The sequence below is a fragment of the Mesorhizobium sp. WSM4821 genome (assembly GCF_055901555.1).
Genome location: NZ_CM148371.1, coordinates 2,909,209 through 2,925,242 on the forward strand (window position 1 = coordinate 2,909,209; position 16,034 = coordinate 2,925,242).

Annotated in this window: 10 protein-coding genes and 1 tRNA gene; 8 read left to right on the forward strand and 3 right to left on the reverse strand. The window is 63.7% G+C overall.

Features of this window, described 5'->3' with window-relative positions; all coding sequences use genetic code 11:
* Window positions 1-6: 6 nt before the first annotated feature.
* Window positions 7-1,992: an acetoacetate--CoA ligase gene (locus AC0NID_RS14100; protein ID WP_473454554.1), complete on the forward strand. Its 1,986-nt coding sequence runs from the start codon at window positions 7-9 to the stop codon at window positions 1,990-1,992.
* Between the two features lie 408 nt (window positions 1,993-2,400).
* Here the strand turns inward: AC0NID_RS14100 and AC0NID_RS14105 are convergent, their stop codons facing one another.
* Window positions 2,401-6,036, reverse strand: a complete 3,636-nt coding sequence (locus AC0NID_RS14105) for a PAS domain S-box protein (protein WP_473454556.1) — start codon at window positions 6,034-6,036, stop codon at window positions 2,401-2,403.
* 255 nt (window positions 6,037-6,291) lie between these two features.
* Here AC0NID_RS14105 and AC0NID_RS14110 point away from each other — a divergent pair, with 255 nt between their 5' ends.
* The 3 genes from AC0NID_RS14110 to AC0NID_RS14120 all read left to right on the forward strand — a co-directional run bounded on the left by AC0NID_RS14110 (window position 6,292) and on the right by AC0NID_RS14120 (window position 8,717).
* Complete coding sequence (locus AC0NID_RS14110; protein ID WP_473454557.1) at window positions 6,292-6,750, forward strand: phasin; 459 nt, start codon at window positions 6,292-6,294, stop codon at window positions 6,748-6,750.
* 425 nt (window positions 6,751-7,175) lie between these two features.
* Window positions 7,176-7,252, forward strand: a tRNA-His gene (locus AC0NID_RS14115).
* Between the two features lie 211 nt (window positions 7,253-7,463).
* Complete coding sequence (locus AC0NID_RS14120; protein ID WP_473454558.1) at window positions 7,464-8,717, forward strand: NAD(P)/FAD-dependent oxidoreductase; 1,254 nt, start codon at window positions 7,464-7,466, stop codon at window positions 8,715-8,717.
* Window positions 8,718-8,784: 67 nt separating this feature from the next.
* On the opposite strand, the gene AC0NID_RS14125 is transcribed toward AC0NID_RS14120, so the two are convergent.
* Together AC0NID_RS14125 and AC0NID_RS14130 are read right to left on the reverse strand one after the other, a co-directional pair.
* Entirely contained in the window at window positions 8,785-10,323 is a 1,539-nt protein-coding gene (locus AC0NID_RS14125) for an ROK family protein (protein WP_473454559.1), read from the reverse strand.
* 36 nt (window positions 10,324-10,359) lie between these two features.
* Window positions 10,360-11,265, reverse strand: a complete 906-nt coding sequence (locus AC0NID_RS14130; protein WP_473454560.1) for a tagatose-bisphosphate aldolase — start codon at window positions 11,263-11,265, stop codon at window positions 10,360-10,362.
* A gap of 283 nt (window positions 11,266-11,548) precedes the next feature.
* Between AC0NID_RS14130 and AC0NID_RS14135 the strand changes: the two genes are divergently transcribed.
* From AC0NID_RS14135 to AC0NID_RS14150, 4 genes are all read left to right on the forward strand, one after another.
* Entirely contained in the window at window positions 11,549-12,454 is a 906-nt protein-coding gene (locus AC0NID_RS14135) for a sugar-binding transcriptional regulator (protein WP_473454561.1), read from the forward strand.
* Between the two features lie 474 nt (window positions 12,455-12,928).
* Entirely contained in the window at window positions 12,929-13,909 is a 981-nt protein-coding gene (locus AC0NID_RS14140; protein ID WP_473454562.1) for an ABC transporter substrate-binding protein, read from the forward strand.
* 100 nt (window positions 13,910-14,009) lie between these two features.
* The gene (locus tag AC0NID_RS14145) at window positions 14,010-15,071 is read left to right on the forward strand and encodes an ABC transporter permease subunit (protein WP_473454563.1); all 1,062 of its coding nucleotides are present in this window, start codon (window positions 14,010-14,012) and stop codon (window positions 15,069-15,071) included.
* Entirely contained in the window at window positions 15,064-15,819 is a 756-nt protein-coding gene (locus tag AC0NID_RS14150) for an ATP-binding cassette domain-containing protein (RefSeq protein ID WP_473454564.1), read from the forward strand. Before AC0NID_RS14145 ends, AC0NID_RS14150 begins: the two co-directional genes overlap by 8 nt.
* Window positions 15,820-16,034 lie beyond the last annotated feature (215 nt).

Here is a 16,034-nt window from a genome sequence, read left to right on the forward strand (position 1 = left end):
AACGAAATGGCTGGCGACGCACCGCTCTGGACACCCACGCAGGACCGGGTCGACGCAGCGCCGATGACCGCCTTCATGAAGGCTGCCGCGGCCAGGACCGGCAAGCTTTTTTCCTCCTACGCCGATCTTCACCGCTGGTCGGTCGACGATCGCGAGGCGTTCTGGAGCCTGGTCTGGGATTTCTGCGGGATCGTCGGCGACAAGGGGGCCGGTGGGGGCGGGACCAGTGGGGGCGAGCGCGTGCTTGTCGATGGCGACAAGATGCCCGGCGCCGCCTTCTTTCCCGATGCGAAGTTGAATTTCGCCGAGAACCTGTTGCAAAAAACCGGGACCGGCGACGCTATCGTCTTTCGCGGCGAGGACAAGGTCGAGCGCAGGCTGTCCTGGAACGAGCTGCATGCGCTGACCTCGCGGCTGCAGCAGCTTTTGCTGTCGCTTGGGGTGAAAGAGGGCGATCGCATCGCCGCCATGATGCCCAATATGCCGGAGACCGTCGCCGCCATGCTGGCGACAGCCTCGATCGGCGCCGTCTGGTCGTCCTGCTCTCCCGATTTCGGCGAACACGGCGTGCTGGACCGGTTCGGCCAGATCGAGCCTGTCGTCTTCATCGCGCCCGACGGCTACTGGTACAATGGCAAGGCGATCGAGGTCGCCGACAAGATCGCGGCCGTTGCCGCAAAGCTCGTCACCGTCCGCAAGATCCTGATCGTCGACTATCTCGGCACGTCGACCGATGTTGCGGCGACCATCGAGAAGGCGACGGCGCTGGACGAGGCGCTCTCCTCCTTCGCTGCCAAGCCGGTCACTTTCGAGAGGTTGCCGTTCGCGCATCCGCTCTACGTCCTGTTTTCTTCCGGAACGACCGGCATCCCCAAATGCATCATCCATTCGGCCGGCGGAACGCTGATCCAGCATGTCAAGGAAGAACGGCTCCATGCCGGCCTGCTCGACGGCGACCGCTTCTTCTATTTCACCACCTGTGGCTGGATGATGTGGAACTGGCTGGTGTCCGGCCTGGCGTCGGGCGCAACCCTTCTGCTCTATGACGGCTCGCCCTTCTATCCCGACGGCAACGTGCTGTTCGACTTCGCCGACGCCGAGAAGATGACCTATTTCGGCACCTCGGCCAAATTCATCGATTCGGTGCGCAAGGCCGGCCTAAAACCCATCCGCACGCATGATCTTTCCAGCGTGCGCACGATTTCCTCGACCGGCTCGCCGCTGTCGCCGGAGGATTTCCGCTTCGTCTATGACGGCATCAAGCAGGACGTGCATCTCGCCTCGATCTCCGGCGGCACCGACATCGTCTCCTGCTTCGTGCTCGGCGTGCCGACGGAGCCGGTATGGACCGGTGAGATCCAGGGACCCGGTCTCGGCCTGGCCGTCGACGTCTGGGACGACAACGGCCACCCGCTCAGGCAGGAGAAGGGTGAGCTCGTCTGCACCAAGGCGTTCCCGGCAATGCCGATCGGCTTCTGGAACGATCCCGAAGGCAAGAAATACCACGCCGCCTATTTCGAGCGCTTCGACAATGTCTGGTGCCACGGCGACTTCGCCGAATGGACCGCCCATGGCGGCCTGATCATCCATGGCCGCTCCGACGCGACGCTCAACCCAGGCGGCGTCAGGATCGGCACGGCGGAGATCTACAACCAGGTCGAGCAGATGCCGGAAATCCTGGAGGCGCTGTGCATCGGCCAGGATTTCGACAACGACGTGCGGGTCGTGCTGTTCGTGCGGCTGGCTGCGGGCGTTGAACTCGACGCCGATCTGGAAAAGCGCATCCGGACGAAAATCCGCAACGGGGCGAGCCCTCGCCACGTGCCGGCCAAAATCGTCGCCGTCACCGACATTCCACGCACCAAATCCGGCAAGATCACCGAGCTTGCGGTGCGCGACATGGTGCATGGCCGTGCCATCAAGAACAAGGAGGCACTGGCCAATCCCGAAGCGCTCGAGCTGTTTCGCGACCTGCCGGAACTGGCCGATTAGTTCCTCGAAGTGCGTGACTTTGACAGCTTGCAGGCCTGTTTGGTTTCAGGGTTCGTTGAGAGTGAACCATCGCAAACGTTCGAGATTGGCCGAAGCCCCTCAACATCGTCATCCCTGAGGTCTGCGCCGCGTCTCTCCGCTTGCTCCGTCCATGATGACGAAGCGATGGAGCGCTTCAGCATGGTTAACAAAATATCTCGCTCGAATTTACCTAGATTTCATGAGTGGTACACATTGGTAAATTTTCCGCGGCGCCGGTAAGGTTTTGTTAAGGGCCGACGTCGATAGTCGTGCGTAACTTGAGGGAGAAATCCCGTTCCTCGAAATCCCCAGAGGATCTGAATTCGCTCAAGCCCCCGTTGTGACAGCAATCCTATCATTCAAGGCGTCCGGTTGGACGCCTTTTCTTTATTCAGCGAGCACGCGGGTCGATGGAAAGGCGACTTCGACCAAGGTGCCCTCGCCGGGCGTCGAGTTGATGGTGAACCGGGCACGGTTCGCCTCGACCATGGCCTTGGTCAGCGGCAGACCGAGGCCAGTGCCGTCGCCGCGCCCGCGCTTCAGCGCGTTGATTTGCTTGAACGGCTTGAGTGCCTGTTCGATTTCGGACTGGCTCATGCCGATGCCGGTGTCGCGCACGCGCATCACCACGTCGCCGGAGATCTCGTAGGCTGTCGATACGATCACCTGGCCGCCGGCCTGCGTGTAGCGGATGGCATTCGACAGGATGTTCAGCGCGATCTGGCGCACGCTGCGCAGATCGGCCACCACTTCCGGCAGCCGTGAGGCGAAGCTGGAGCGGATGATGACACGTTCGCGGTTGGCCTGCGGCTGCATCATCGCCACCGTCTCGGCCAGCGTGTCGTTGAGCGACACCGCCTCATAGGCCATCTCCTGCTGGCCGGCCTCGATCTTGGAGATGTCGAGCAGGTCGTTGACCAGGTCGAGCACATGGTTGCCCGAGCGGTTGATGTCGCGCAGATAGTCACGGTAGCGGTCATTGGCGACCGGCCCGAATTTCTCGTCGACCATCAACTCGGAAAACCCGATGATGGCGTTGAGCGGCGTGCGGATCTCGTGGCTGATGCGGGCTAGGAAGTCGGTCTTCTGCGACGAGGCGCGCTCGGCCACCGCGCGCGCCTGGGTCAGGTCCTCTTCGGCCCGCTTCCACTGGGTGATGTCGCGCACCACCGCGCAGAATCCGCTGTCGTTGGGCAGGCCGCCGATGGTCATGAACAGCGGAATGAAACGCCCCTGCGCCTCGCGTCCGATTACCTCGCGGCCGTCATTGAGCACGCTCGCCACGCCGGGCTCGGACAGTCCGTCGAGATAGTCGCTCGCCGCGCGCTGGCTTTCGATCGCAAACAGCGAGACGAAGGGTTTGCCGGTCACCTCGTCGCTGTCGAAACCGAACAGCGCTTCCGCCGGCCGGCTGATCGAGCGGATCGTTCCGTCACGGCCGATCAGCACGACGCCGTCGGTCGCGGTGTCGATGATGGTGCGCATCTCGCCGATGCGTGCCTTGAGTTCGGAAATGTCGGGCTGAGTCTGGTCGTCGGCGGCACCGTGCGGAATTGGTGCGTCGTCGTCGCCGGACCGGCGCACGACCAGCATCAGCGCCTTGCCGCCACGCCATGGGACCGAGCGCAGAATGGCCTCGATCGGGAACTCCTGGCCGTCACGCGCCTTCAACCGCAATGCGCGATCGGTTCCGTCGGAGGCGCTGTCGTCGTAAGGATCGGCAAATAGCGCGCCGAGGCCACCGGCAGCCTCCAGATCGTCGAGCGTGTCATAGCCGGTCAGGCCGAGGAACTCCTCATTCGCGTAGTGGAGGTCGTCGCCGGAATGGATGAGTAGCGGCACTGGCAGCTTGCCGAGGATCGAGATATCCGCAGCCTTGCTGTCGTCTCCCGCCGAAAAAGCCGATGGCACGAACCCTTCGAGCTTGAGCGGCGGCACCTGCAGGCGCGGCCGCTCGACGGGCGCCGGCTCCGCGTCACCGGTATCGTCAATGTCATCGGCTGACGGATGGGTCTCGTCATCGGACCGCGCCCAGTCCTCGCTATCCTCCGCGTCGCGGAAATCGGCGGCGGTCATCGAGTCGTCTTCTTCGATGGCGGTCGATCGGCTGTCCCTGTCCATCGGTTCAGCGATTTCCTGCGTCGGCGCGTCCGGCTCGGAAGCCGGTGCACCGTCGCCGGTGCCGCCGACATTGCCCCGGTCGGCGTAGTCGAGCAGCGAGCCTGCGGGCACCGTTGCTTCCGGCTGCTCGCCGTCGAGCCTTGCGACATCCTTCTCGTCTTCGGCATCGCTTTCGCGCGGTTCCGCCACAGTCGATTTTGCCGGCTTTTCGGCATCGCGCTTTTCGGCCGGGGTTGTGCTGTCCTTCTTGAGCCGCTCGCCGATCTCACGGAATGCGCTGCGTTCCAGCGTCGACAGCCCCTTGTCGTTTGCCGGCTGCCTGTGCTCCGCCAGCCGGATCACCTTGTCGGCAAAACGCCGTTCCGGCTTCGGCACGATGGTCAGCGCCGGCACCTCGCCCTTGAACGGATCGCCGGGTTCCTCAGGCGCTTCGGGCGCAGCCTCCACGACCTCCGGCTCGACGGCTGCGGGGGCCGCACCATTGGGGACAAGCGCCATCCCGATCGCTTCCGGATCGGCCACCGCATCACCTGTGCGGGCAACGCCGAAGCCGCGAAAACCTTCGAAGGCGCGGCTGCGGCCGTAGACGGGCAGCGCCGCCAGATCGACGGGTATCTTGAAATCGGTGCCGGCCACCGGCCACAGCACGGAGCGGCCGGACCAGGTGTCGCGGCGGTCGAGCAGGCCGGCGATCTCGCCGGAGGCGTCGAGGCCGAACGTGGCCGCGACGTCCTTGAAGCGCCGGCCGATCACATCGGCGGCAGGCTTGCCGACGATCTCCGCGAATTCCGGCGACAGGGCGCTGAACCTTCCATCGGCGTCGGTGCGCCAGACGAAACGCAGGGGCGGAGCCGCGCGGTCGATCGCCGGAATGGGGCGTTCGGCCGGAGAGGCGACCCTGGGGGCATCTTGTACGGTGTTTCCCGCCGAAGCATCCGACGGCACGGTCGGCGCCTCGGCCTGCCTGGACGCGTGCTGCCTGTCCGGCGCCTCATCCTCGTCGGGGCTGAAATACCAATGGTCATGCTGCGCCGGCGGTCCGCCGGCCGCTTCGGCCTCGGCCGCGTCGGAAATGTCATGCTCCGCCGATGCCGGGATGTCTTCGACGGCCGGTGCGATTTCCGCGGCTGTCGCTGTCGGCGCGTTGTCCTGAACTGCTTCCGGCCGGACCGGGGTATCCGCCGCCGCCGAATCGGTGCCGGTTCCCGCGCCGCGCTCGCCGGTAGAGGCTTCGGCGTCAAACTGGTCCTCGTCGATCACCACCAGCAGGTGTCGTTCATCCGTCAGCCGGGCAAGACCGGCCGGATAGGAAGTGGCGCCGCCTGGAACGAGGCGCTTGACGACACGGTCGCTCTCGTTCGCCACATCGGCCACGAGCGCCGCCAGCGTCTGGGGCAAGATGCCAAGCGCCGAAAAGCCGTCCGAAGCGGCCTCGATGTTGCCCTTGGCGTCGACGAAGGCGATGAAGTGACTGTCTTCGGTAAAGCCGCTTATGGCTCGAGCGGCCATCTCGGCAGCGCTGCGCGAGCCGGTCTGCGCCGCCGGCACCGCCAGCATGATCGCGTTTTCGCCGTCCGGCATCGTCACCGCGCTGGCCAGAAAGCCGACTGCGCGGCTGGTCAGGCCGGTCGCCAGCCGGACCGTGATGGCGCGGTCGCGGCCGATCCGTGGAAAACCGCTCGTCGCCATGATCTGGCGCCTGGCAATCAGCGGCAATCCTGTCGAGGCGCCTATGATGGCCTCGATGTCGGGGTAGCCGAATGCCGCTGCTCCTGGTCCGTTGGCCCAGATCACCTGTTCGAGGTCTGCCGACAGAAGGGCGATCGCGTCGCCGGCGGCAAAGCGCTGGCGGACCTCGTCGAGCACGGCGACGTCGAGGAAGGAGTAGTTTTCGGACGGCATGCGCTTGGCGAACCCTCTTGGCACGGAGCCGGCAGTTTGCAGTTAACACTTTGTTAATAAAAGCCGATGGAACGAAGGTCCACAAGCCATAGCGTGCATCAGCAGGAATCTCTGGGCTCGTGGTTAACGCTGGGAAAGAAATTATGGTGCGCTGCAACAAAGATATTGCAATGCACAAAATTTGCCTTTATATTGCCATCATACATGAACGAGACGGCTTTCCTTCAAAGCCGCTGCCACTGTAAAGGATGGAAAATGTCCAGGACCAAGACCGCCGAGACGATCGAAAACATTGAATTCCCGAGCTTCGACGCTTCCAAGGCCACCGACCAGATCCGCGCTTTCGCCGAAAAGGGCGTCGAGCAGTCGAAAGAGGCCTATGCCAAGCTGAAGACCGGCGCCGAGGATACCCAGAAGGCACTGGAATCGACCTTTGAGACCGTCAAGACCGCTTCCAATGACCTGTCGCTCAAGGCCATCGCTGCTTTGCGCGCCAACACCGAAGCCGGCTTTTCGCATCTCGAAGCCCTGATCGGCGCCAAGTCGCTGTCGGAAGCCGTCGAGTTGCAGACCGCATTCCTGCGCAAGCGCGTCGAGATGACCGTCGAGCAGACAAAGGATTTCCAGACCGTCGCCTCCAAGGCGGCCGAGGACGTCGCCAAGCCGATCAAGACCGCCTTCGAGAAGGCGTTGAAGGAAATTAAAGCCGCCTAATATTTGCGCATGTTTCGAAGATGCAACAAAAGGTCGCATTCTTTCGAATAAGATTATGTGAGATATAGCGATCAAAGCGAATACCCGGCGGGTGGAACCTCCTCCCTCTGCCCTCCGGGGTGACCAGCCAGCACCTCCTCCCGCTGGCTCGTAACAGGAAAAGGCCGGCACCTCCTCCCGCCGGCCTTTTTCTTTGCGCGGCGAAAGGTAACGCCGTCGCCGGACAATCTTTGCCTACAGCGCGCGTCCTCTTGGACGCGCAAAGGACGCTGTAGAACTTTGGATTTTGCGCATGATCCTTTCCGAAAATCGATTCTGATTTTCGGGGTCATGCGCGGCCAAAAGCCTTGAATTAAACTCCGATAGCCCGTATGGACGCATCGCCGAACGACAGAGCGGAATTCATCTCTGCCCCGCTCAGGCGTGCCGTTGTAGCTCAGATGGTTAGAGCGCCGGATTGTGGATCCGGAGGTCGCTGGTTCGATCCCAGCCAACGGTACCATCGCTCTATGCTTTAAATCACTGAATTTGTTAGGCGGCATCGCCGCCTGTGTGTCAGGCGCAATCATCGCCTGCAGCCGCTTTTCGCCTCTTCACCTTTCCGATATTGCCGCTGTCACAGCGGAGACGATTGGCGAAAAAACTCGGACTGATGTCACATTCAGCCATTTCAAATCGTCATGTCTTGCAGAAGCATCCGAAAGGAGATGACGATGATACCAACGAACCACTCCGCCGCTACGGCTGGAAAGATCCTGATCATCGGTAGTGGCTTTGCCGGTTTCTGGGCGGCGGTCGCGGCTCGCCGCGTCGCCGGTTCCCGGGCCGAAGTCGTCCTGGCGTCGCCGGAACCGGTGCTCGAGGTCCGCCCGCGGCTCTATGAACCGAGGCCCGAGACGCTCGCCGTCGACCTCTTGCCGCTCCTGCGCAAGATCGACGTAGCGTTCGTACGCGGCGAGGCAATCGGGCTGCATGCGGACGCCAAGGCCGTCACGTTCGCCTCGGGCGACCGTCTTGCCTACAGCCGCTTGGTGGTCGCGACCGGCAGCCGCATGAGCCGGCCGCCTGTGCCGGGTGCTGAAGCGGCCTTCTCAGTCGACAACCAGGCGGAGGCAATCGCCTTCGATCGGCGCCTGAGCGAGATCGCTCGCGACGTCGCAGAGCCGACAATATCCGTCGTCGGCGCAGGCTTCGCCGGCATCGAGCTGGCGCTTGAGCTGCGCGATCGGTTGACCGCGCATGGCGCGGATCGCGCGGCCGAGCGCTTGCGCATCGTTCTGATCGATCGAGCCGACACCATCGGGCCGGAGCTTGGGCCCGGGCCTCGTCAGGTGATTGAAGAGGCTATAGCGGCCGACCGGGTCGAGATGCGTCTCGGCGCCACCGTGCAAGCCTTGGCGGCGGACCGTGTAAGCTTCGCTGACGGCAGCGTCGTCGATGCCGATGCCGTGGTACTGGCGACCGGTATGGCAGCCTCGTCCTTCGCGGCTCAGGTCCCCGGCGAGCGGGATCGGCTCGGGCGGGTCATCGTCGCCTCGGACCTCCGCGCGCCTGGCGCGCCCGACGTCTTCGTTGCAGGTGATGCCGCAACGGCTGACACGGGAGACGGGCACAGGACGCTGCAGTCCTGCCAGCATGCGGGTCAGCTCGGCCGCTTTGCCGGTGAGAACGCCGCGCGCGACCTGCTGGGCCTGCCGCTGATGCCCTACAAGCAACTGCGTTACGTGACCTGCCTGGATCTGGGCCGTTCCGGCGCTGTCATCACCGAAGGCTGGGAAAGACGCGTTGAGAAGACCGGTAGCGAGGGAAAGGCGGTGAAGCGGCTGGTCAACACCCAACTCATCTATCCGCCGGCAGACGACACGGCTGAGGCGCTGCTCGCCGCTTCCAGCACCGATCTTGCCGCAAGGATGGGTCAGTTGGCTGGAACGAGGGATTTTGATCCGGTTTCAGGTAAGGCGGCTTGATCGAATCCGAGTCGAGCCGGGACGCCGCTGCGGTCTTCGATCCGTATGATGGGGCCGGCCCCGCTGCCTATGTGTCAGCCGCAATCGTCGCCTGCAGCCATTGCGTGATGGCATCGAAGGCGATCGGCCTGGTCGTGTCGACGTCGAACAGCGGTCCGCGCCGCAGCGGCTCGGCGCGCTTGGCCAGATCGATAAGCTCGGGGATGTAGGCAGCACCTGGATGGCCGGCGGGACGCTGGTCGAGCCGCGCGCGATAGCGCTCGGCCAGAACCTCGCCGGGCGCATGGCACCAGATTTCGGCGGTCTGCTCGACACCGGCCGTTTGCAGGTGATCTTCGAGCACCTGGCGCGGCTGGAAGCCGAACCAGGCATCGACGACAAAAATGGTGCCCGCTGGCGCTTCGCCGACGACCGACCAGATGGCCTGGTAACTGGCGCGGCCGAGCGTGCGGTTGAATTCACGATCACCGCCGCCGAGCACTTCGAGGAACGGGTTCTTGATCGTATCGAGCGCCAGCAATGGCCAACCCATGCGCTCGGCAATGCCGCGCGAGACCGTGCTTTTGCCGCTGGCAGGGATACCGTTGACGAGCACGGCACGCCGGCCTGGCACGGCACGCCGGCCTGGCACGGCAAGCCGGCCGGGCACGGCAAGCCGGCCGGGCACGGCAAGCCGGCCTGGGTTGAGCGGGGCGGATGGCAAAGACGCTGGTGACGCTTGTGTAACTGTCGCCTGCGCTGCCAGGGCTTGCAGACCGGCGCCGATAACGCCGGCGTCGTCGCCGAGTTGCGCCGGTTCCACCGGGCATTGGTACCAGGGCGCCAAAGCAGGGACCCTGGCAAGCGCCCTGTGGGCCGCCAAGCCAAGTCCGCCGCCGAGCAGCACCAGATCGGGGTCGGACATGGCCACGGCCGTATCGATTGCCGCACGCAGCGGCTTGGCCCAGGCTTCCAGGATTCCGCGCGCCAGCGTGTCGCCGCCCGCATCCCGGGCAAAAAGCTGATCGACCGAAACATCCGGACCAAGGCCTGCCCGCGCGATATGACGGCCAAGCGCGGTGCCTGAGCTGGTGGTTTCAACGCAGCCGCGCCGGCCGCAGACGCAAGGCTCGCCTGATATGTCGACGGTGATGTGGCCGAGCTGCCCCGCCGTCCCTTTGCCGCGAACGATCCGCCGGTCCTGCGCCACGGCACCGCCAATGCCGGTCCCGATCGTGAACATGGCGATGTTCTCATGGCCTCTGGCGGCGCCGACAGCCATCTCGGCGATCAGCGCCATGTTGCAGTCATTGTCGATCACGACGGGCTTGCCCGCCATGCTTTCCAGTCGCTGCGCCAGGGTGACCGAGGCGAGGTTGACATAGCCTCCGGACAAGACCGCGCGACGCCGCGCATCGACGCGGCCGGGGACGCCAATGCCGATGGCGGCAACGTCGGGAGAATCGAACCGGCGTACCATTTCGGCGATCCGCGAGAGCACAAGCTCCGGGTCCGGTGCGCTCTTTTCGGACATGCGGCCGAGGATTCCGCCGGTGCCGGAAATGCGGGCGGCGCGCAGATTGGTGCCGCCAATATCGATCCCGATGGCCATCGAACTAAGAGGCATGACGTCCCGTGCGTGCCTGGTATGAACGCCGAATGGCTAGGCGGCTTTCTGCCGGTAGTTTCCGATCACCGCCTGAAGCTCGCGCAATCTCGACACTGCAATGGTCTTAAGCCTTTCACGCTGAATGTCACGGTCCAGCGAGATGCAGTCCTTCCACAGCGACCGGCCGGCGATGACGCCTGAGGCGCCGTTCTTCATCGCGATCTCGACCTGGCCCAGGAATGTCGCGTGGTTGACGCCGGCGGAGAGCACCGCCCATGGCACCTCGCCGGCCATGCTGGTGATCTTGGCGCAGGCCTCCGGGGATCCGGGATAGGGCAGCTTGAGCACCTTTGCCCCGCATTCCAGTGAAATCCGGGTGCCCTCCTCGACCAGCCATGGGATTTTGGCCGTATAATCTCCAAGGCTTTCGCCTTCGACCTGGTAGGTCAGGAACTCGACGACGAGCAGGAGGTCCTCTTGCCCGAAGTCGGCGATGCATTGCCGCAGAATGGCTACATTGTGCTCATTCGCTTCCGGCCGGTCGGCTCTGAGATAGACCATGATCTTGCCGCCGGTACCGCCGAGCTCGCGGACGCGGCGCGCGTTGATGTCGGGAACGAGGCGCGATAGCCGGTAGCCGGCAGGCGAGACGTCGAAGCCGGAGGCGTCGAGGCCGATGAGCAGCGCCGTATCGCGGTTCAGTACCCCTTCATCGACAACCCGCGGCACCGCGCAGAGCGGGTCGAGCAGCACGCAGGATGCCTGACTGGCGAGGTATCGCGTGATGTCCGACTTGGTGTCGCCCAGCATGTCGTTGGTGATCTTGGCCTGTTCCGCAGGGTCCGATGCGAGCAAGGTCCGCATGCCGCCGCGCTGGTCGCAGGCGATGGCCATCATGGCCCCGTCCTTGCCGCATATCTGCTGGTAGCCGCGCAACTCTGCGGTCGTCATCTTTGTCATGGTCTTTCGTCCGATGTTGGCGCCCGTTCACCAGGGCGCGGATCCGTGGAACAAGAAAGGTTCAGTTTTACCTGCCTGTCGGCAGGAGGTTTTGCCGCTTTGATGCGCTGTCGAATCGAGAAATGTGGCCTTGGTCCGCAATGCTCCGTGGAAACGAACCTACGTTGCGAGTCTGCCCAATTTGCGCGATAACTCCCATCGGTCGACGGGTCTGTAACACATTGCTGAAAGGAATTGCAAGCTGTCTGTCCCTCCCGCACAAGATGTTGCCGCATCGCGGACGATGCTGCATACGGTCGCCAAACTGCACTACGAGGCGGAGATGTCGCAGGTCGATATCGCGCGGCGGCTCGGCGTCTCCACCGCGACCATATCGCGTCTCCTGCAGCGGGCCAGGGCAGAGGGCATCGTGCGGATCGAGGTTCTCGATCTTGCAGCGCCCGAGGGCATCACCACGCAGCTGATCGACGGACTCGGACTTCGCGACGCGGCGGTCATCGAGACCCCGGCAGCCGGTGCGTTGACGGCGCTCGCTGCACCGCTCGGCGGCTTGCTCAAGCAAGCGGACCTGACTGCCGGCTCGGTGGTCGCCATCGGCTGGGGGCGAGCCATCCGCGAAGTGATCCGGGCCGGCCTGCCGCGCATTCCCGGCGTTCTAACCGTCGCCGCCACCGGCGGCATGCAGCAGCAGGCGCCGCATTTTCAGATCAACGAGTTCGTACGGCTCGCCGCCGAAGAGTTCGGCGGGACGCCGTATTTCATCCATGCGCCCTATCTGCCGTCCTCCGAATTGCGTGAGGTCTTCCTTGGCGATGCGGCCATCCGCGACAGCGTCGCGCTTTGGGACCGGACCGACGTTGCGATCGTCGGCATCGGCCTGCCCCATGCCATCAATCCGCCCGAGGCAAGCGCGGCCACGCTGAGCGAACAGGCCCTGTTTCATGCGGCCGGAGACGTCATCCGCCATTACTTCGATGCCGAAGGCACCCTTATCCCGTGGGAGGGCGAGGGCAGGATGATCGCAATGTCGCCGGCCCAGCTTCGAGCCGTTCCGCTGGCGATCGGCGTTGCCGCCTCGCCGGAGAAGGCGTCGGCCATCATCGGTGCCGCCCGCGCCAGGCTTATCAACGCTCTGGTAACGGACACGATGACCGCCCAGGCCATCCTCGAGGCTCTCTCGCCCCGATAGTGGCGCGCCGATGCGTGACATCGGCACGCCTGATCGCCCCCAAACTGATCGACACCAAACGCCGCTCGCGAACCCGCCGCGAGCCATCGGTTGTATCGGCAAAGAGTTGGGGCAATAGTCAGCGTGCGGGACTCTGCGGAGCACACATGTTGTCTGGCTTGAGAGCGTTTCGACCCCGAAATACCCTGTTGCAATTTCTTTCAGCAAAGTGTTACAACCCTGCAGCTAGGCACGCAGGCGCGCCGAGCCGCGCTGTTCCCGGGACCTTGCGGAGGCTAGAAACGGGACTGCGCATCCGGCTGGTCGAGGTTCGACCGGCTGACCTAACGACAGGGGCGCTTGGGAGGAGCTGCCCATAATGGCAACAGGCGAGACCGTTTCTCGCCGTAAGCATTTCACGTAGCCGGAACGCATTGACGGCCATTCCGATGTCAGTCGCAACGGCAAATCTGCCAACACAATGAGGAGGATGACATGAAGAAGATTGTTGCCGCTCTCGCGGCTCTCGCCATCTGCGCCACGGCGCTGATCACGCCTGCCTTGGCGCAGGACAAGAAATTCACCATTGCTCTCGTTCCGGGCCTTACCACCGACGGCTTTTACATCACCATGCGCAAGGGGGCTCAGGCAGCGGCCGATGCCCTTGGTGTAACGTTGGTTTTCCAGGGCGCCCCGGATTTCAATCCGGTAACGCAAGTCCCGGTGCTTGACGCGGTCATCGCCAAGAAGCCGGACGCCATCCTGATCGCGCCGACCGACAAGGTTCAATTGGTCGAGCCGCTCCGCAAGGCCAATGATGCCGGCATTCCGGTGATCACCGTCGACACCTTCATCGGCAGCGGCGTTTACCAGACCGGCGCCGGCGAGGCGGATTTCCCGCTGTCCTATATTGCTTCCGACAACATTTTGGGCGGCGAGATCGCTGCCCGGGCATTGGCCAAGGCCGTAGGCGACAAGGGCAAGGTCTACGTTTCGAACGTCAAGCCTGGCATTTCGACCACCGATCAGCGTGAAGAGGGCTTCAAGAAGGAGATGGCGGCCAACCATCCCGGCATCACCGTTCTCGAGACCCAGTTCAACGACAACGACGCCAACAAGGCCGCCTCGCAGCTGCAGGCTGTGTTCGCACGCAATCCCGATCTGGTTGGCGTGTTCGGCGCAAATCTGTTCTCCGCGCTCGGCGCGGCGAATGGCGTCCAGCAAGCCGGGCAGACCGGCACCGTCAAGGTCGTGGCATTCGACGCGCCGACCAGCATCGTCGACAACATTAACACCGGCCTGGTCGACGTTGCAATTGCTCAGCATCCCGCCGAGATCGGTTATTTTGGTGTCGTTTCGGCCTATGCCCACCTGACCGGCCAGTCGATCCCGGTTGCGATCGGCACCGGCTTCACGATCATGGACAAGGCGAACATCGCTGATCCGAACATCTCGAAGTACCTCTATTCCGAATGAGTCCAAACCAGCCTGGTCTCCTTCCGGCCTGCCGGGAGGAGACCTGCGCCGGGTCTCTGGGCTATGTTGACGGAGGCCGCGCCACGGATCGGATATGCCAATGACCTCAACATCACCAATCGAGCAGAGCGAAACCCATATCGCGCCTCAGGCCGACCATGGTGATCCGGCCAGGACCTGGCTCGGACGCATCGCCGAGGGGCGCGCCTGGCTGTTTCTCGCCGGCCTGATCGTCTGCTTCGAGGTTTGGTCGAGGCTTTCCTTCGGCGCGACCTTCATGCTCAATCCGTTCAACCTGCAGTCCATTGCGATATTTGCCGTGGCGCCGTTGCTGCTTGCAACCGGACAGACATTCGTCATCATTTCGGGAGGCATCGACCTCTCGCTGGGCTTCATCATGGGCCTTGCGGCGGTCGTTGCGGCCCACGCTACGAACATGGCGGGAGCCGTAATCCCGCTGCCGCTGGCAATGTTGGCGGGCATTCTGGCGGCCGTGATTGTCGCAGGGGTGCCTGGCGTCATCAACGGCTTGCTCATCTCGCGCCTGAGAGTCCCGCCTTTCATCGGCACGCTTGGCATGTTCGGCGTTGCGCGCGGCGTTGCTTTCCTGCTGGCCGGCGGCACGACGGTGCCGGTCCAGAATTCCTGGTTCGCGCTGCTCGGCAACGGCAGGCTCTACGGCGTGCCGTATCTCGTCATCATCGCCGCCGTTTTCGTCGTCGTGATGCACTATATCCTGAGCCAGACCCGGTTTGGCCAGCACAACTACGCCATCGGCGCCAATGTGCAGGCGGCGCGTCGTGCCGGCATCGACATCAGGGGCCATACCCTGCGCCTGTACGTGCTTTCGGCGATGTGCGCAGGCCTCGGTGGCGCGCTCTATGCAGCGCGCTTCACCGCGGGCGCGGCCCAGGCCGGCGAGCCGTTGCTGCTCGACAGCGTCGCAGCCGTCGTGATCGGCGGCGCCAGCCTGTTCGGCGGATCCGGCACCATCTTCGGGACGGTCGCCGGTGCGCTGGTGATCGCGGTCATTCAATACGGGCTGGTTTTCGTCAATGTCGAGCCGTTCTGGCAGTTCATCGCCGTCGGCTTCGTCATCATCATTTCCGTTCTCATCGACCAGGCGCAGCGCCGGTTCAGTGGAGCCCGTCAGGATGAATAGTCCAGGCCAGACCACCCCCCTCCTGGAAGTCCGGAACCTTTCCAAGCACTTCGGTGCCGTCCGGGCGCTCAACGATTTCTCCATGATCGTGCGGCCCGGCGAAGTGGTGGCCCTGGCGGGTGACAACGGCGCCGGCAAGACGACGCTGATCAAGGCGATATCGGGCGTCTTTCAACCAACGGGCGGTGAGATTCTGCTGAGGGGTCAGCCGGTGACCTTTGCGACGCCGCATGAGGCGCGCGAGAAAGGCATAGAAACCATCTATCAAGATCTCGCTCTCGCCGACAATTTGTCCATTGGCGCCAATATCTTCCTCGGCCGTGAACCCATGCGCAAGGCCTTCGGCTTCTTGCCGGTGCTCGATCGCAAGGCCATGGCCGTCGCCGCCAAGAAGACCATGGGGCGGCTGGATTTCCATGTCAGCCGGCTCGACGCTCCGGTCAGCAATTTCTCCGGCGGTCAACGGCAGGCTGTTGCCATCGGCCGGGCCGTCTATTGGGACGCGCAGATCCTGATCATGGATGAGCCGACCGCCGCTCTCGGCGTGCCCGAACAGCGCAAGGTCATTTCGCTCATCCACCAGCTCAAGTCGCAAGGGCGGGGCGTGATCTTCATCTCGCACAATCTGCAGGATATTTTCGCCGTTTCCGACCGCATCGTCGTGCTGCGCCGCGGCGTCCAGGCCGGCGAGCGCAAAATATCGGAAACCAACCATGATGAAGTCGTCAAGCTCATGGTTGGCGGATAGGGCCGGGATTTTCGATTGCAACTCACGTCTCGAGTGAATCCATGGTGAGCGTGCCGGGGGGGCATCAGGCATGCCGGGACCTTGCGAAAACTGCAAGTCGGGTCCTTCGGCGCGACGGAAAGAAGCAGGATGCCGAGCAGGGTCGACATTGTATGAGGATGTCCCTATATAGCGGCGGCTTCGACGGCTCGCCTTGATCTGTGCCGGCGAGAGTG